The 18713-nt window shown below is 63.2% G+C and carries 11 protein-coding genes; 4 read left to right on the top strand and 7 right to left on the bottom strand.

Going from position 1 to position 18713, the window contains the following annotated elements; genetic code table 11:
* Position 1: 1 nt before the first annotated feature.
* The 4 genes from AB4Y43_RS02570 to AB4Y43_RS02585 form a co-directional block, all read right to left on the bottom strand.
* Positions 2 to 1426 (bottom strand): efflux transporter outer membrane subunit, encoded by a 1425-nt coding sequence (locus AB4Y43_RS02570; protein ID WP_368602538.1) that lies wholly within the window; start codon positions 1424 to 1426, stop codon positions 2 to 4.
* On the bottom strand, positions 1419 to 2597 hold the full coding sequence (locus tag AB4Y43_RS02575) for an efflux RND transporter periplasmic adaptor subunit (protein ID WP_368726966.1): 1179 nt from the start codon (positions 2595 to 2597) through the stop codon (positions 1419 to 1421). Before AB4Y43_RS02575 ends, AB4Y43_RS02570 begins: the two co-directional genes overlap by 8 nt.
* Positions 2587 to 5775, bottom strand: a complete 3189-nt coding sequence (locus tag AB4Y43_RS02580; RefSeq protein ID WP_368726967.1) for an efflux RND transporter permease subunit — start codon at positions 5773 to 5775, stop codon at positions 2587 to 2589. Before AB4Y43_RS02580 ends, AB4Y43_RS02575 begins: the two co-directional genes overlap by 11 nt.
* Positions 5776 to 5850: 75 nt before the next feature.
* Positions 5851 to 7080 carry an MFS transporter gene (locus AB4Y43_RS02585; RefSeq protein WP_368726968.1) on the bottom strand — a complete coding sequence of 410 codons (1230 nt, stop codon included), beginning with the start codon at positions 7078 to 7080 and terminating at the stop codon, positions 5851 to 5853.
* A gap of 142 nt (positions 7081 to 7222) precedes the next feature.
* On the opposite strand from AB4Y43_RS02585, the gene AB4Y43_RS02590 reads away from it, so the two are divergent.
* The 4 genes from AB4Y43_RS02590 (at position 7223) to AB4Y43_RS02605 (ending at position 10651) form a co-directional block, all read left to right on the top strand.
* Positions 7223 to 8143 (top strand): LysR family transcriptional regulator, encoded by a 921-nt coding sequence (locus tag AB4Y43_RS02590; RefSeq protein WP_368726969.1) that lies wholly within the window; start codon positions 7223 to 7225, stop codon positions 8141 to 8143.
* 92 nt (positions 8144 to 8235) lie between these two features.
* Entirely contained in the window at positions 8236 to 9135 is a 900-nt protein-coding gene (locus AB4Y43_RS02595) for a LysR family transcriptional regulator (protein ID WP_368726970.1), read from the top strand.
* A gap of 114 nt (positions 9136 to 9249) precedes the next feature.
* Positions 9250 to 10284 carry an LLM class oxidoreductase gene (locus tag AB4Y43_RS02600; RefSeq protein ID WP_342948930.1) on the top strand — a complete coding sequence of 345 codons (1035 nt, stop codon included), beginning with the start codon at positions 9250 to 9252 and terminating at the stop codon, positions 10282 to 10284.
* A complete protein-coding gene (locus AB4Y43_RS02605) occupies positions 10262 to 10651 on the top strand; it encodes a nuclear transport factor 2 family protein (RefSeq protein ID WP_368618689.1) in 390 nt (129 codons plus the stop codon). Before AB4Y43_RS02600 ends, AB4Y43_RS02605 begins: the two co-directional genes overlap by 23 nt.
* A 103-nt stretch (positions 10652 to 10754) precedes the next feature.
* Here the strand turns inward: AB4Y43_RS02605 and AB4Y43_RS02610 are convergent, their stop codons facing one another.
* From AB4Y43_RS02610 to AB4Y43_RS02620, 3 genes are all read right to left on the bottom strand, one after another.
* Entirely contained in the window at positions 10755 to 12272 is a 1518-nt protein-coding gene (locus AB4Y43_RS02610) for a CoA-acylating methylmalonate-semialdehyde dehydrogenase (RefSeq protein WP_368726971.1), read from the bottom strand.
* A gap of 269 nt (positions 12273 to 12541) precedes the next feature.
* Entirely contained in the window at positions 12542 to 18070 is a 5529-nt protein-coding gene (locus AB4Y43_RS02615; RefSeq protein WP_368726972.1) for an AAA family ATPase, read from the bottom strand.
* A gap of 269 nt (positions 18071 to 18339) precedes the next feature.
* Positions 18340 to 18666, bottom strand: coding sequence for a LysR family transcriptional regulator (locus tag AB4Y43_RS02620; RefSeq protein WP_368726973.1), 327 nt, complete (start codon positions 18664 to 18666; stop codon positions 18340 to 18342).
* Positions 18667 to 18713: the final 47 nt, after the last annotated feature.

Here is an 18713-nt window from a genome sequence, read left to right on the forward strand (position 1 = left end):
TTCAACCGGCCTTCAGGTCGTCCGTGGTCCAGCCGCCGCCGAGCGCGTGAATGAGGTCGACATTCGCATCCAGTTGCCGCGTGCGAAGCGCGATGACACTGCGTTGCGATTCCAGCTCGGCCGATTGAGCCTCGACCACATCCAGGTAGCTCACCGCGCCGCGCTGATAGCGCGCGAGCGCCAGGTTGAGCGCGGTTTGGGCGGCATTGGCGGCGTCCTGCTGCTGATTCGTCGCGGTGCCCAGATCGTCGAGCAACGTGAGGTTGTCTTCCACCTGCCGGAACGACGCCAGCACCACGCTGCGATAGCGTGCCCCTGCCTCCGCCGTGGCCTCCTTCGCCGAATCCAGCTGCGCGTGGCGCTTGCCGCCGTCCAGCAGATACACCGCCAGCGACGGTCCGATCGCCCAATACGAACTGGAAAGACTGAGCAGATTGCCGAGCACCGAGCTTTGCACGCCGCCCTGCGCGCTGAGCGTGAGCGTCGGGAAATACGCCGCGCGCGCCACGCCAATTTTTGAATTGGCCGCCGCGATGCGCCGCTCGGCTGCGGCGACGTCAGGCCGCCTTTGCAACAACGTCGACGGCACCCCGACCGGAATCACGGGCAACGCGATCGAATCGGTACTCGGTGCGAGCTGGAACTCAGAAGGCGAAGCGCCGACCAGCACCGCCACCGCGTGTTCGAGCAATGCGCGCCTTGCCTTGATCTGGGTGAGTTCGGACTGGACCGATGACAACTGGTTGCTGGCGCGCGCCACGTCGAGACCTGACACGATGCCCGCGCCATGCCGGTTGCGGGTCAGGTCGAGCGCCTTCTGGTACGCCTCCTGGGTCCCCTCGATCAGCTGAATCTGCTGATCGAGACCCCGCATGTCGATATAGCTTCGGGCCAGCTCGATTTCCAGGCTCAACTGCGTCGAGGCGAGATCCGCTTTCGACGCCTGACCTTCGTCCTTGCTTGCGGCGACGGAATCGCGCACGCGTCCCCAAAGGTCCACTTCGTAGTCGACTTCGACACCCAGCGTGGCTGAGTTGTAATCGGTCGGCCCAGTCGGGCTGCGCAACGGCCGCGAGTCCGACTCGCGGTCGCGCTGGACATTGCCCACAGCGGAAACCTGCGGGTACATCTGCGACTTGACCTGCCTGATGTACGCCTGCGACTGCTCATAGTGAAACAGCGCCGCGCTCAGGTCGGGGTTATTCGCGATCAGCCGTTGCTCGAGGTCGTCGAGTTCCGGCTCCTTGTACAGCTTCCACCATCCCGCGCGATCGAGCTGGTCAGCGGGGCTGGCCACGGTCCATGGTCCCTGGGTCTGGTACTGCGCCGCCACGGGTGTTTCCGGAACCTCGTAGTGCGGCGCGAGCGAGCACGCGGCGAGCACCACGGCACTCACCAGCGTGGCGAGTTTCAGATACTTAGTCATGCTTGTCACCTTTGGCCGTGGACGCGATCACCTGAACATGGTCGCCTTCGACAAGACCATCGGGCGGCGCGTCGACCACGCGGTCGCTCTGCGCCAGCCCCGAGCCGATATCGACCGCGTTGCCGAGGTCCTGCACGATCGAAACGGGTTTGAAGTGAACGGTGTCGCTGCGATCGACAGTGGCCAGCCGCAGCCCCCGGTTGTCGAATATCAGCGCGCTCGCCGGCACCCGCAGTGCGTTGGCGCGCGCCGGCAGCGAAAAATGCAGATTCACGAAGTCGCCCGGCAACAGCAAATGACCGGGGTTATCGACCATCAGCTGGACGAGCGACGTGCCCGATGCGGCGTTCACCGAGTCGGCCTGACCCACCACCGTGGCGGTGAATGTCTTGCCCGGATACTCCGGTACGGTGAAGGTGCCAGTTCCACCGGGCTTGACCGCCGGCACGTATTCCTGCGGCACGCGTACGTACACGCGCAGCTTGTCCACGCTCGATACAGAGAAGAGTTGCGGCCCCGTACCGCCGCCCGCATTGATCAATGCGCCAACGTCGGTGTTGCGTGCAGTGATCACGCCGTCGAACGGGGCGACGATCCGCGCGAAGCCCTTGGTCGCGACCAGCCGGTCCAGATTGGCCTGCGCTGCCGCCACGCGGGCCTGCTTCGCCACGTAGTCCTGCGTGCGGTCATCGACCTCCTGGCGCGATACTGAATCGGAGTCCAGAAGACTTTGCCAGCGTGCCGCGGTCGTTTTCGCGAGCGCGGCATCGGCTTGCGCGCTCGCGAGGTCGGCCTTCGCCTGGATCAACTGCTGATCGAGTTCGGGCGTTTCGATCTCGGCGAGCGTCTGGCCTGCCTTCACCGGTGTGCCGATGTCGACGCTCCACGATTTCAGGTATCCGCTCACGCGTGCATAGATGGGCGCGCTTTCGAAAGCCTCCAGTCTGCCGGGCAGGTCCAGCGCGCCGCCCGGCGCCTCCGGCGCGGGCACGACGACATTCACGGACGGCACGGCTTGCGCCTCGGTCCAGTCTTTGAGTTGATGCTCATGCTTCATGCGAAGCGAGACGCCACCAGCCACGATGAGGACGGCGAGCGCACCGCCGACAATGCCTGTTAAAGAAAGCTGACGCTGCGCGAGTGCGGCGCGTGTTGTGGGTTCAGAGGACATGGATCGAATCTCCGGTAATCTGCGCGGCCGTCGATGTGCGACCCCGACGCGAGTGGATCATGCAAAAAATAGCGGGCACGAGAAAAAGCGTTGCGGCAGTGGCGAACAGCAGTCCGCCAATCACCGCTCGGCCCAGCGGCGCGTTTTGCTCTCCGCCCTCGCCAAGACTCAATGCCATCGGCGCCATGCCGATGATCATCGAGAGTGCCGTCATGAGGACCGGCCGAAACCGGGTCGTACCGGCTTCCAATGCAGCCTTGAACGCGTCGCCGTGCTCGGTCAGACGTTCGCGGCAGAAACTCACCACCAGAATCGAATTGGCCGTAGCCACGCCCATGCACATGATTGCGCCGGTCAGTGCGGGCACCGAGAGCGTGGTATCCGTCGCAAACAACATCCAGACGATGCCGGCCAACGCACCAGGCAATGCCGCCACGATCACGAGCGGATCGGACCACGACTGGAAATTGACGACGATGAGCAAGTAAATCAGCACAACCGCGCCCAGAATCCCGAACGACAACCCGCCGAAGGCGTTGTTCATCGTCTGAGCCTGGCCAAGCAGAACGACCTTCGCCCCCTTGGGCGCTTCCTTGGCATTGGCCGAGACGATGTGGCGAATGTCGGCGGCGACGGCGCCGAGATCGCGGCCCTGGGTCGTGGCGAACACCTCGACCATCGGCTGCACGTTGTAGTTGCTCACCACTTCGTTGCTGGCCGTGCGGTGAATGCTCGCGACCCCGCCGAGAATTTGCCCATCGTTGGCCTCGGCCCCGCCGCTCACCGGCAGATTCACGAGCGACGAGAGCGAATCCACGCTGTACTGCGGCGTCTGCAGCACGATCGAATACTCCACGCCATTGGCCGCGTTGAGCCAGTAGGTCGGGGCGATCTGGCTCGAACCCGCCATGTGCACCACGAGGCTGTTGGTCACATCGCGTTCGGTGAGGCCCTGAAGCGATGCGCGGTCCCGATCGACGTCGATATTGAACTGCGGATTGGCCTGCGACTGCTCGATGCGCGCATCGACGACGCCGGGCACGTGGCGGATCTGACGCAGTAACGAGTTCGCGTAGGCGAAGTCGGCCGGCAGATTGTTGCCGCGAATCTGCAGGTCGATCGGTGCGGGCGAACCGAAGTTCAGGATCTGGCTCACGATGTCCGCGGGCGGGAACGAGAACGTCACGCCGGGGAACGCGCGCGGCAGCGATTCGCGCAGCTTGCGCACATAAGCGGCCGTCGGCCCATGGCCTTCTTTCAGCGAGATCTGGATGTCGCCGTCCTGCGGGCCGATCGTGCCCGTGTTGTTGTAGGCCGTATTGATGGAGCTGGTGGAAAGTCCAATGTTGTCCACCACGGTGCCCAGTTCGGACGGCGGGATCGTCGCGCGCACCTGCGCTTGCACCTCGGCGAAGATCTCGGCGGTTCGCTCCACACGCGTACCCACGGGCGCACGCACGTGCAGCAGGATCTGGCCCGCATCGACGTCCGGGAAGAAGTTGCGCCCGAGCAGCGGCATCAACGCGAACGACGCCACGACGAATGCAAAGAAGCCAATCACGAACGTGCGGCGACGTTCCAGCACCCGTTCGAGCATCGCGGCATAGTTCGCACGCACGCGTTCGAAGCGCTGCTCGAATCCACGGTGAAAGCGCGCCCACACGCCGGCAGACTCGTGATGTCCCTGCTCATTCGCATGGGACTTCAGCAGGTACTTCGCCATCGTCGGCACGAGCGTGCGCGAGAGAATGAACGAGGAAATCATCGCGAAGATCACCGACTCGGCCATCGGCACGAACAGGAACCTCGCCACGCCATTCAGGAAGAACATCGGCACGAACACGATGCAGATGCAAAGCAGCGAGACGAACGCGGGTGTCACGATTTGTGCCGCGCCGTCGAGAATCGCGCTTTCGACGTCCTTGCCTTGCTCCAGGTGCCAGTTGATGTTCTCGATGGTCACGGTGGCGTCGTCCACGAGAATCCCCACCGCTAACGCGAGCCCGCCGAGCGTCATGATATTGAGCGTTTCGCCTAGCACCGAGAGCACTGAAATCGACCCGAGAATCGCGAGCGGAATCGAGGTCGCGATAATGATCGTCGAGCGCCAGCTACCCAGGAACAGCAGGATCATCACGCTCGTGAGCAAGGCGGCAATCAAGCCCTCGCGCGCCACGCCCTTGATTGCAGACCGCACGAAGATCGACTGGTCGCCAATTGCGTCGATCTGGAGCGCGTCGGGCAAGGAGGCCTTCGCGTCGGCAACCTTCTGACGAATGCCGCCGATGATCGACAATGTGGATGCCGAACCGTTCTTGAACACGGTGAGCAGCACCGAACGCTTGCCTTCCACGTGAACGATATTGGGCTGCGGCGGGCTGCCGTCGGTCACGTCAGCCACATCGTGCATGTGCACCACGGTGCCATTGGCGGACTTGATCGGCAGATTCGCAATGGCCGCGATCGTCTCCGGCGCATCGTTCAGTTGCAGCGTGTACTCGTAGTTGCCGATCTTTTCGGTGCCGACCGGCGTCACGAGGTTCTGCGCCGTCAACGCATTGAGCACGTCCTCGGCCGACAAGGAGCGCGCTTCGAGTTCGGACGGCTTGATGTTGATCTGAACCTGCCGGTCCTTGCCGCCAAACGGAAACGGGATCGCAGCGCCGTTCACCGTCGCGAGAATCGGCCGCAACTGGTTCTTGCCGAGGTCCGCCAGATTCTGTTCCGAGAGGCCCTTGCCCGAAAGCGCGAGCTGGATGATCGGAACCGTCGACGCGTTGTAATTGATGATGAACGGCGGCGTCGCCGAGGGCGGCAGCTGCTTCAAAATCTCCTGCGAAATGGCGGTCACCTGCGCATTCGCGGTACCAATGTTGGTGCCAGGCTGAAAGAAGATCTTGACAATGCCGTAGCCGGTAAGCGACGTGCCTTCGATGTGCTGAACGCCGTTCACGGTGGTCGTCAACACCCGCTCATACGGAGCCATCACGCGACCTTCCATCTGGTCGGGCGAAAGCCCCGTGTACTGCCATACCACGCTAATCACAGGGATATTGATCGGAGGAAAAATATCCGTAGGGGTACGAAACGCCGACAAAACGCCGACGATCAGGATAAACACGGCCAGAACGACAAATGTATAAGGCCGTTTCAGCGCGACGCGCACGATGCCAATCATGATAATTCCAGTATTGAAGCTGGCATCGCCCCTAACCGCGGCGGATTCCAGCAAGCAGATTCTCGATGCCTTGAATCAATCTGCGTTTGATGGGATCCGGCCCGCGGACTCGCGAGGCGCACCGATCCAGTGGATAGCGGAAGCCACAATTCCGAGCACAACGCCGAAGGCGACGATGCCCGACCAGCCAAAGCGGCTCATGAGCCAGCCGCTGACCGTCGCACCGACTGCGCCGCCGAAAAACGTGGCCGTCATATAGAGGCTGTTGATTCGGCCTTGTGCTTTCGGATCGACTGAGAAAGCGCGAGTCTGGTTAGAAACGAGACCGGACTGCACGCCGATATCGAGCACGATCACGCCCACGATCAGCAGCGTGAGCGACGTGGCCGCGCCGGAAAGAAGCACGTAGGCGAGCGTCGCGATGACGATGCTCGCGCCGATGACCTTGCGAAAGCCCACGCGGTCGGTGGCATTGCCACCCAGCGATGCGGCGAACGCGCCGGCTGCGCCGATGATGCCGAAGCCGCCCGCCCACGCGCTGCCGAGGTGCCACGGCCCGCTCTTGAGCAGCGCCGCGAGATTGACCCAGAAGGCGTTGAAACAGGCCCACAGCAGCGCCTGGATGATCATCGATTCGCGAATCGGGCGATTGTCGCGAACGAGCGGCCACAGCGAAGCAAGCAGACGTCCATACGAAAGATTCGTGGAGGGCACGCCCTTCGGCAGCAACGCAGCGGCGGCGATAAAGACCGGCACCATGAACGCGGCTTCCACGCCGTACACCGCGCGCCAGCCCCACGCCGCGCCAATTGCGCCCGCGATCGTGCGGCCGACGAGGATGCCGACCATGATGCCGCTCACGACGGTGCCGACGTTACGCCCCCGCTCGCTCGGCAACGACATGACGGCGGCGAAGGGCACGAGCTGCTGTGGCACGCAACTCACGATCCCAAGCGCAAACGAAGCCGCGATCAGTGCCCAGATGCCGGGCGCCACCGCCGCTGTCGCCGCGAAAACGAGTGCGAGCGCGATTTGAGTGAGCACGAGCTTGCGCCGGTCGAAGCGGTCGCCAAGCGGCAGCAGCAACGCGAGACCGGTCGAGAAGCCGAGCAGCGCCGCCGCTGCGACGAGATCCACCGTTGTGATGTTGACCCGCAGACCCGCTGCGATCAGCGGCAGGATCGGCTGCGTGCAGTAGATGTTTGTGATCACTGCGCCTGCGACGACCGCCATCATGACGATCTTGCCGCGCGATGCGACGGCGGGCGTTGCTGCACTTTCTGGGGTGCTGGATAAGCCGCTCACGACAACCTCCTTATTCGTTGAATTTCTCCGGTCTTTGCAGCGGATTGCCGCGATCCAGATTGAGGTCGAACGTTACGCGCTTGCATTTACGAAGAGAATCCCTCACGATCAAGATTCATCCTTCCACTATTTGATAGGGTCCATGAATCGCCTCGAAGCCATGGCCATCCTCGTTTCGGTCGCTGATGCGGGCAGTCTCTCGGCTGCCGCGCGGCATCTCGACATGCCGCTCGCCACGGTCAGCCGCAAGGTTGGGGAACTGGAAGCACACCTGAAGACGCGTCTCTTTCACCGCACGACGCGCAAGCTTTCGTTGACGGAAGCCGGCGCCGCATACGTGGCCGCCTGCCGGCGCATTCTCGAAGACATCGGCGAAGCCGAGCGTGCAGCCACGGGCGAATACGCCGCGCCCAAAGGCGGACTCGTGGTTACCGCGCCCGTTGCGTTTGGCCGCTTGCACGTGGTGCCGGTGGTGGCGGAATTCCTCGCGCAGTATCCGGAGATCGACATCAATCTCCTGCTGACCGATCGTGTCGTTCATCTGATGGATGAACACGCGGACGTCGCGGTCCGCATTGGCGAGTTGCCCGATAGCACGTTGATCGCAACGCGCGTGGGCACGGTGCGCCGCGTCATTTGCGCCAGCCCCGCCTATCTCGCGAAGCACGGCGTGCCAGCCGAACCCGCGGACCTGGCAGGCCATCAATGCATTACCTTCGAGGCGCTCGCGTCGCTGCGGGCGTGGTCTTTCGGCTCCGGCAAGTCAGAGCAGTCCGTGCCCGTTCATTCGCGGCTTGCCGTGAATACGGCGGACGCCGCCATCGAAGCCGCGGTCCTCGGCGTGGGTTTGATACGCGTGCTGTCCTACCAGGTTGCACGCGCCGTTCGGGCCAACGAGCTTCGCGTCGTGCTCGACACATTTGAAGCCGCGCCGCTGCCCGTCAATCTCGTGCATGCGGGGCAAGCACCCCTGCCGCTGAAGCTGCGCGCGTTCCTCGACTTCGCATCGCCGCGCCTGCGCGAGCGCACTGCGGGCGAACTCGTCAACGCCGAGAGCGCATGACGGCCTGAGCCGCGCGCGCAAAGGCGCTGCGCGCTCGCGCCGGAAGAGAATCCGCTAACATCGGGATCTCCCTTCCAGTGATCGAGAAGACCATGGACCGTCTCGAAGGGATGTCCATCCTGGTCGCAGTCGTCGATGCAGGCAGTTTGTCAGCCGCGGCCCGGCAACTCGGCCAGCCGCTGGCGACAGTCAGCCGCAAGGTCGGCGATCTCGAAGCGCACCTGAAGACCCGCCTGCTCCATCGCACCACACGGCACCTCTCGCTCACCGAGGCCGGCGAGGCTTATGTCGCGTCGTGCCGGCGCATTCTCGAGGACATCGGCGAAATCGAACGCGCCGTGACCGGCGAATACGCGGCGCCGAAGGGCTCGCTCGTGGCCACGGCGCCCGTGGTCTTCGGGCGGCTGCATGTGGTCCCTGTGATGGCGGCCTTTCTCGCGCAATATCCGCAGATCGACGCCCGCCTCGTGCTGACCGATCGCAACGTCAATTTTCTCGAAGACCACGTGGACGTTGCGGTACGCATCGGCCAGCTGCCGGACAGCAGTCTCGTGGCGATACGCCTCGGCGAAACGCGCCCTGTGGTGTGCGCGAGCCCCGCGTATCTCGCCGAGCGCGGCACGCCGCAAAACCCGGCTGATCTCGCCGATCATGCGTGCATCGGTTTCGAGGGAATCAATGCGTCGCGCACGTGGACGTTTGCCGGCGAAAAGTCGGAGCAGAACGTGCCGATCCACGCGCGGCTCGTGACAAACACGGCGGAATCGGCCATCGATGCCGCGACGCTCGGGACCGGTTTGACGCGGGTTCTCTCTTATCAGGTCGCGAACGCCGTGCAGGAAGGCCGCTTGCAGCTCGTTCTGGAAACCTTCGGGCTGGCGCCCATGCCGATCCATCTCGTCCATGCCGGCCAAACGCCGCTGCCGCTCAAGCTGCGCGCGTTTCTCGACTTCATGTCGCCGCGCCTCAAGGCGCGCATGTCCGCTGTTTGAATTCCCCGCGTTATTGAGCGCGAGTATCAACTGTTGTTCATCGCCGGTGGTTTTTATCAGCGCCGTTCGTGCGTAACCTTGGTTCGCAAATGGGAAAGCGCAAGGCGAAACGCAATGGATATGTCAGCAATCACCGCAATGAAGGCTTCCGCGCCCGCCGAGCATGCGCTTTCAGCGCAGCCCGCGTGGCGCCGCGTGTTTCGCGAGGACGCGCTCACGGTCGGACTGATCCTGCCGCTCGAAACGCATCCGGACTCGCCGGTTCCGACCATGCGCGATCACATCGCCATGGCTCAGCGCGCCGAAGCAATGGGCGTGGCCGCGCTGTGGATGCGCGACATTCCGTTCTACGATCCTGCGTATGGCGATGCGGGCCAGATCTTCGAGCCGCTGGTGTATATCGCCAGCCTCGCGGCAGTGACGAAGGAAATCGCGCTCGGCACGACAGGCATCGTCTTGCCGATGCGCGAACCGCTTTTGCTGGCCAAGCAGGTGAATTCACTCGACCAGTTGACGAATGGAAGGCTTCTGTTAGGGATGTCCTCGGGAGACAGACCTTCCGAGTATCCCGTTTTCGGCATCGACTTCGATACGCGTGGCGAGCGGTTTCGCGACGCGTTCGAGACCTATCGAACAGTGAGCGAGCAGCCCTTTCCCGTGTTTTCCTCGCCACGCTTCGGTAAATCGGGCGGCACGCTCGACATGTTGCCCAAGCCGCCTTACGGACGCACCCCGGCCATTGCCGTCGGCCGGGCACAGCAGAGCCTCGAATGGATCGCGGCACATATGGACGGCTACCTCGGCTTCGTGCCCGGCCCCGCCGCGCTCGACGCATTCGTGCGCAGCTGGAAAGACCAGGTCGCCCGGTCGATGGGCCGCGAAGCCTTCAAACCGGTTGCCTTTGGCGGGTACCTCTATCTGCATCCGCGGCCCGATTACCCGTTCCGCGCCATCAAGGGCGGCTTCGCTATCGGCAGCCGTTCGCTCAGACATTTTCTCGAAGCGGCACGCGAAGCGGGCGTGAGCCACGTCGCGCTGAATCCGAAAGTCACGCCGCGCCCTTACGCCGACGTACTCGACGAGTTGCACAGCGAAGTGTTGCCGTACTTTGTCCCGGAGGTGTTTCATGCAACACACGAACATAAGTGAAGCGCTCAATGCGCACTGGCAGGCGTCGGCGGCCGGCGATCTCGAAGCCGAACACGACATCTACGCCGACGACGCCATCTGCGACTACCCTCAATCCGGCGAACGCATTCTCGGGCGCAGGAATTTGCAGGCCCTGCGCGGCCATCATCCCGGCAAGCCGTCCGGTTTCGAAGTCAGACGAATGCAGGGCGAAGGCAATCTGTGGGTGACCGAATACATCATCGCTTACCAGGGGCGATCCGCTTTCACCGTGAGCATCATGGAATTCCATGACGGCAAGGTCGTTCACGAGACCCAATATTTTTCGGATCCCTTTGAAGCGCCCGCCTGGCGCAGCCAATGGGTTCAGAAGATCACGGCCAGCTAACGTTCGCTTCGAAAAATCGATTACGCAAATTGCAAAGCGAGATAGCCGGCCATGACCGCGCCGGCCATCTTCAAGCGCGCGGCGTTTTCACGCCGCGCCCGACTTACTTCGAAGCGGGCATGGCGAACTCCGCGCCCTTGTCGATGCTGCCGGGCCAGCGCTGCGTCACGCTCTTGTAGCGCGTGTAGAAGCGCACGGCTTCCTCGCCGTAGGCGTGATGATCGCCGAACAGCGAGCGCTTCCAGCCCCCGAACGAATGCCACGCCGACGGCACCGGACTCGGCACGTTGATGCCCACCATGCCGATCTGAATCTGCCGCGTAAACGTGCGTGCCGCGGCGCCATCGGCCGTGAACAGCGTGACGCAATTGCCGAGTTCGTGTGCGTTGACAAGCTCGATAGCACTGGCCAGATCCGGCATGCGAACCACCGAAAGCACCGGCCCGAAAATCTCTTCGCGATAGATCTTCATATCCGGCTTCACGTCGTCGAAAAGCGAGCCGCCCAGGAAGAAGCCCTCTTCGTGTCCCGCCACGGTATGGCCGCGCCCGTCCACGACGAGCTTCGCGCCAGCCTCGACGCCTGCATCGATGTAACCCAGCACCTTGGTGCGATGCGCGGCGCTGATGAGCGGCCCCATGTCCAGATCGGGCTCCATGCCCGCGCCGATGCGCAGCGCGCGCACGCGCGGCGCGAGACGCTCGATCAGTTCGTCGCCGATGCTGCCTATCGCCACCGCGACCGAGGTCGCCATGCAGCGCTCGCCCGCCGAGCCGTATGCGGAGTTGATCAGCGCATCGACGGCCTGATCGAGATTCGCGTCTGGCATGACGACGAGATGATTCTTTGCACTGCCCAGCGCCTGCACGCGCTTGCCGCGTTTGGCGCCCTCTGCGTAGATATATTCGGCCACCGGCGTGGAGGCGACGACGGACATCGCGGCCACATCGGGATGCTGGATCAGCGCGTCGACGGTGCCCTTGTCGCCGTTCACCACGTTGAACACGCCTTTGGGGAAGCCCGCCTCGATGAAGAGTTCCGCCAGCCGGATCGACGACGACGGCGTGCGCTCCGAGGGCTTGAGAATGAACGTGTTGCCGGTCGCGGTGGCCATGACGAACATCCAGCACGGCACCACCACCGGGAAATTGAACGGGGTGACGCCCACAATCACGCCCACGGGCTGACGCAAATTCCAGCTGTCGACGCCGCTGCTGCTTTGATCGGTGAAACCGGTCTTGAGCAGGTTCGGAATGCCGCACGCGAATTCGACGATTTCGATGCCGCGCATGACTTCGCCCCTCGCGTCCGAAAACAGCTTGCCGTGGTCGCGCGTAATGAGTTCGGCGATTTCGTCGAGATGCGCCTCTAGCAGTTCCTTGAACTTGAACATCAGGCGCGCGCGCTTGAGCGGCGGGGTTTCGCTCCACGCCGCAAACGCGCTTTTGGCGGCCGCGACGGCGGCGGCAACCTCACTGGTATTCGCAACCGGCACGCGCGCCGAAATGCGGCCCTGCGCGGGATCGTAGACGTCGTTGAATCGCCCGCTCACGCCAGCGGTGTATTGACCGTCGATGAAATGTTTCAGTTGGCGCACCGCGCCCTGGTTTGCTTCGCTCATACGTCCTTCCTTTAGGGAATCTGGGCACTGCGCGCGGACCGAAGAGAGTCCGCATCGCAGCGCGCGTCAAGTCGAGTGGCCGGGCATCTCCATGACTCCCCGCCAGGACCGGCAGTCATTGACCGCCGACGAGAACAGTCTACGTTTTACGGCTCCCGGCCGAGGGACTAGCTGCGACGGTTTGGGGACATTCCCGGCGCGTTTCCGGCCATCGCGACAAGGCGGAAATCGCGGCGATCCGAAGGGTCGAATGGTTTCGCGAGGCGGCGCTAAATGCGCGCTGGGGGCGAAGCGTTACCTTGTGCAGGAAGCGTGAAATGGAAGCTGACGCCAACGGGGGCGTTCGGCGTCACCCACAGGCACCCGCCGTGGCTTTGCACGATCGAGCGGCAGATGGGCAGCCCCATGCCGAGACCGTCGGGCTTGGTGGTAAAGAACGCCTCGAATACGCCCTCGAGGTTGCCGGCGGCGAGTCCCGGCCCGGAATCCTGCACGGTGATGCAAAGTTCGTTATCGTCATTCCTGCCGGTTCGGATCACTAACGTGCGCTCGCCGGCTTTCACTTCGCTCATCGCCTCGAGGGCGTTGATCATCAGATTGAGCATGACCTGCTGCAATTGCACCCGGTCGCCCTGCACGCGCGGCAAGCCCTCGGCGAGTTGCACCGTGAGTTCGACCCCGCACTTGCTGGCTTCGCCGCGCACGAGCGCGATCAGTTCCCGAATCATGTCGTTGACGTCGAGCCCATCGGTGCGCAGCGGCTCTTTCTTGAAGTAGGCGCGGGTCCTGTCGACGATGCCGTTGGCGCGGTCGCTATCCGCGACGATGCGGGTCAGCGCGAGACGCACTTCGTCGAAATTCGGCGGGCGCGCCGCGAGCCAGCGCAAGGCTGCACTCGCGTACGCCGCGATGGCGGTGATCGGCTGCTTCACTTCATGCGCGATCGACGCCGACAACTGCCCCATGGTCGCCACGCGGTTCGAATGCGCCAGCACCGTCTGGAGTTCGCGGTAGCGTCGTTCGCTGTCTTGCACTTCCTGTTGCGCGCGCTTCTGGTCGGTCAGGTCGAGTATGAACGCGACGCCCTGCCCCTCGCGGTCGCCAAACGCCGCCGCGCCGACCATGACGGACACGCGGCTGCCGTCCTTGCGTATATATTCCTTCTCGATCGGTTTGGCGCTACCCGTGGCCTGCAATTCGGCCTTCACCTGTTCGTCGCGCTCATGCCATTCCGGCGGCGTCAGGTCGGGCCAGCGAATCTGCCCGGAGCGCAGGTCTGCGGCCGTGTAGCCCACGATGCGCAGAAACGCATCGTTGGCTTCGACGACATTGCCTTCGAAGTCCCAGATGTGGATGCCAATGATATTGGAGTCCACGAGGCGCCGCACCTTTGCTTCGCGTTCCTGAAGATCCGCATACAGGTGGGTATTCTCCAGGGAAATGGCGGCCTGGGACGCGAGCAAATCGAGCAGTGCGGAGCGGCGTGCGGTGAACACGTGCGAGGTCTCGGTGTTCTCCAGATACAGCAGCCCACTGAGTTCGCCCTGCCTGACGAGCGGCAGACAGAACACGGAGCGCGTGGCGCCGCTCGCCAGATACCCGTCTTCGGGAAAGAGACTGGACGTCACGGCATCGTCGATGATGACGCGCTTGCCCGTGTGCATGACGTAGCGCAGTAGCGCGGCTGGGGTGGCCGAGCCGCTGCCTGGTAATCGCCTCACCTCGATCCCGTTGCCGTCGATACGCGCCTCCGCCTCGATGCGGTAGCCGTCCGGCTGCTCGGGCACGATCAGCAGCCCACGGTCGGCGCCTGCGGTTTGCAGCGCGATCGTCATCAGGCGTTCGACCAGCCGCTTCAGTTCGATCTCGCTGGAGAGCGCGTGAGAAGCCTTGAGCAGTGTTGCTGCGTCGAACTCGCGCCAGTCGAAGCTGTGCGTCGACGTCAGCGTGCTCCCTTCCAGGTCGGCGAGGCGCGGGAATTCGCTGTCGAGCTGCATGATCTTGCTTTGCGCGCCCCACGCGTCGAAGCACCGGCGCGCATTGCGCAAATGACCTTCGGCGCTCGTCGCGAGGCCCATACGCAAGTAGAAACGGCCCGCCAGTTCGCTCGCAAGTCCTTCATGCTGCGCAAAGCCGTTCTCGCGGGCAGAGCGAATGGCCTCCTCGTACAGGCGCATGGCGTCGAGCTCGCGCCCCTCCAGACGCGCGAATTCCGCGCTGAGCAACGCATGGCGGTTCTGATAGTTTTCGGGACACTGTCCGGCCCACATTTCAAACTTCTCGAGTGTCTCTGCGAGCATGCGTTTGTACATTTCCTGCTGCTCGGGAGATGACTCGGGAAAAAGGGCCGCCAAGGTGAGCATATGAAAAAAGTGAAAGGTCGGTTCGATCGCCAGCGCCATCACCGAATTCAGCACGGCCTGCGCCTGCTGCACGGCCGCCAGCGCGTCGACGTAGCGGCCGTCGAGAAACGCGAGCATGACCTTGATGATTCGATAGACGCCAATGGCGCAACCAAAATTCGACCTGACGATCGCCTCGAAACAGGCGGTTTCGTCGAAGGTCTCGTCATTCAAATCGAACGGTTTAGTGGTCCTGCCCCGCAGACAGATGACGCATTGCCGTTCGACCCGAACCAGTTCGTAGACGGCGTCGTTGTGGCTCTGCCGCATGAGCGACGCGTACTTCTCGGCGATCGCCTGCACGTCTTCGAGCGCAGCGCCGCTCTCGAGCGACTGCCAGACGGCATTGAACGCCACGTTGCCGGCAAAAACGAAATCGCCCACTTCCATGCACTCGGCGGTCGCCCTTTCCAGCACCGGGAGATTCGCGGCGATGTGGCGGCGCCAGAAATTGACATGGGCGCCATACAGATGAAGCAGCTTTCCATTCAGGTGCCGATTGCCGAACCTCTCGTTGAGCTTCAGTGACATCTCCGAAACCTGAACCGCCGTGGGAATATCGCCGATCAGCGAAACCAGCATGAGCGCGTAATTGCCGAACGCAAAACTCGAGTTATCGGTCATGCCATGCTGCAAGGACAGATTGACCGCCTTGAGCGTGATGAGCGGATAAAACGCGGGCCGCGCGGCAAACGCGCAGTTCATCGCCTGAAGGAGCAGATTGACGATCGCGTGGATCGCGGGGTCCATCGCCACCGGTGCCGCGACGAGTTCGGCGATGGCACGGGCCGCCTGATTGACCTGAACGTCGTGCAGGGCGGCATGGAACGCCGCCTGAATACCCTCTTCGGTCTCGGGAAAGTGGATATCAAAGCCGCGCAGCGCAACGAGCGCGACAGCGAAGCTTTCGTCATATCGTCCGGCAAGCTGGTACAACTCGATGCGTAAGCTGTAGACCCTGGCGCGATCGAGACTGGAGCGGGCTCTCGCGAGCATCATGTCCGCCAGGGCATCTGCTTTCGCAAAGTCGCCCACCAGATATTCGCACTCCGAAAGCGCGAGATAGAGTTCGAACGTGCTCTCGTAGCGTTGCGTCCACGCATCGGGCGACAGCAACGCCACGCCTTGCGCAAGATAGCCGCGTGCGGCCACATAGGCCGTCGACCCCATGGCCCGCCTGCCCGCGACGAGGTTCAAGGCAACCGCCTGCTCGCGCTCCGTTGCGTCCGCGATCAGCGCCGCGCCGCGATTGAGGTGGTTCACGATGTCGAAAATCGCAGCTTCCAGTGCGTCCGGCGGCGTGCGCGACGCCAGTGCCCGCCCGATCCGCAGATGCGCGGCAGCACGGTCGTTGGCGGGAATCAGCGCGTACGCTGCCTCCTGCACGCGATCGTGCGCGAATTCATAGACATTGGCCTCGCGAAAGACGAGCCCCGTTCGCACGGCTTCCCACAGGTCCGCGTGCAGCTTCTCTTCGGAGCCGCCCTGAACCCAGGCCAACGCGGCGACTTCGGCGACGTTGCCAAGGCACGCCAACTGGCCCAATGCGTCGCGCACCGCGGGCGGCAGCCGGCCCAACCTTCCCGCCATGAGATCGGCGACATTTTCCGTGTAGGCCTTCGCGCGAATGCGCGGCAGTTCCCAGCCCCATTTCGCGGCGCGCGGGTCGAATGCAAGCAGGTTTTCATCGGCGAGCGCGGTTAGAAACTGAATCGTGAAGAACGGATTGCCGCCGCTCTTTTCATGTGCCAGTTCCGCCAGCGGAGCGGCGCTCGCGCGGTCACAGTGCAGCGCATCCGCCACGAGTTGTGTCACGCTGTCCCTCGTGAGCGGCGCAAGCTCGATTTGCTGCACTTTGCCTTCGGCGCGGGCAATCGACTCCAGCGTGCGCGCGAACGGGTGCGAAGCGTCGACCTCGTTGTCCCGATAGGCGCCCACGAGCAGCACGTGCCGCACGTCCGGATGCGTGGCGAGATGCGCGAGCAGGTCGAGCGTCGCCGTATCCACCCATTGCAGATCGTCGATAAACAAGGCGAGCGGATGCTCCGGCCGCGCAAATACACCGAGAAAGCGTCGAAATACGATCTGAAAGCGGTTTTGCGCGTCTTGCGGCGGCAGCGTCGGCGCAGCCGGCTGTTCGCCGATGATGAGCGCAAGTTCAGGAATCAGATTCACGATCAGCTGACCGTTAGGCCCGAGTGCTTCCATCAGTGCGCGACGCCACGGCACGACCTCGGCTTCCCGCTTGCTCAGCAGGTTGCGCACCAGTGTCTGGAAGGCTTGCGCGAATGGCACATACGGAATGCCGCGCCGGTACTGGTCGAACTTGCCGGATGCGAAGAGACCACGCGGCGGGACGAGCACCCTGTGCAGCTCGTTCACGACCGACGACTTGCCGATGCCCGGATAGCCCGAGATAAGCACCAGTTCGACCGAGCCGCTGCCCACCACGCGATCGAACGCGCTGGTCAGCGCTTCGATTTGCGGCTCGCGCCCGTACAGCTTTTCGGAAATCAGCAACTGGTCGGACGCGTCGTGCTCCCCCAGTGGGAATGGATCGATGCGATGGTGCGCTTCCCATGCCGTGAGGCAAGAACGCAGATCGGCCTCGAGTCCCGCCGCGGTCTGATAGCGGTCCTCGGCGGCCTTCGCGAGCAGCTTGAGCACGATGCCCTCGAGCGCCTGTGGAATTGCGTCGCGGCGCGCCCGGGGCGGCGTGGGCTTGCGCGCGATATGGCAGTGAATCCACTCCATCGCATCCGAGGCCTTGAACGGCAGCGCCCCGGTGAGCATCTCGTACAGCGTGACGCCGAACGAATAGAGATCGCTGCGCGTGTCGATCGAACGATTCATGCGACCGGTCTGCTCAGGCGCCATATAGGCAAAGCTTCCGGCGACGATCTCGGGCGGTGCAGGCGGCTGATGTTCATGCGCCAGTTGCGAAGCAATACCGAAGCCGGTGAGGCGCACGTTGCCGCCACTGTCCACGAGCACATTCGCTGGCTTGATGTCTTTGTGAACGAGGCCGCATCGATGCACGTGGCCGACCACCTTCGCGAGATTGACCGCAATGCGCAACAGCCGTGCGAGTTCGAACGGGCCAGCAAGCGAGCGATCGAGTGGTTCTCCGCCGTCGTCGTCGAGCACGAGCATGGGCGGCTCCCTGTGCCGGTAGAACGCAAGCGGCCGCGCTGCCCAGCTGGAATCGAGCAGCTCGGCGAGGGCGTATTCGCGCTCGAGCCGCTTCACGCCCACCGGGTCCGCCCGTCTGGCGACCAGCGTGAGCACCGAGCCGGGATGGCTGCGTTTGCGGGCGCGATACAGTGAAAAATCGCTGTCATCGCGCAGCGGCACCAGCTCATATCCAGCGAGATCCACGACGGACGCTCCTGTCATGATGCGATCTTCATCCGGAAATGATTTTGCACGCGCGCCATGGCGAGCGCCGCGGAATCATTGATTGTCCTGAACAATGATGAGCGGATGCACCTAACCTTCGATGCATCGACGTAAGGCAACATAGGAATCAACAGCCGGCCAGAAAGCTGAAGAGATAGTCGGCGAACACCTTGATTCTCAAAGGCGTGCGAGGCCGGTTGCGGTAGCAGACGAAATAGCCTACACCCATTCGGCAGTCCGGCCCGAATCTGCGTTTCTCTGCAAGATCAGCCTGTGCCGCAGCAGATCGTCGATGGCAATCGGCGCGCCGTGTTGCGCAAGACAGGCCAGCGCGGCGCAGACCACGAGCCCCGACTCGCAAAGACGGCGCGCCACGAAGCACCAGCAAGCGTACATTCAACTGAGGACTCAAGCCGCGCGATGCTCTTGCTCAACGAAGGCGAGGAAACACCCAGCTGGCGTGAAGCCTCGGCAAGACTGCCCGTGAGCGCGACGTTGATGAAGCCGATCACGCTGGAAAAGTTGCGCGCAATCCCCGGCCGGCGTCGTGCTGTCGATTCCCATACGTCGTCGTGTCCGGACATACGAATCATTGTTATCGTTAAACGGCGCGCGTTCCGAATGACAAGCGCGCATCCGG

It is taken from the genome of Paraburkholderia sp. BR10872 (assembly GCF_040965835.1).
In the GTDB taxonomy this organism is placed as follows: domain Bacteria; phylum Pseudomonadota; class Gammaproteobacteria; order Burkholderiales; family Burkholderiaceae; genus Paraburkholderia; species Paraburkholderia nodosa_A.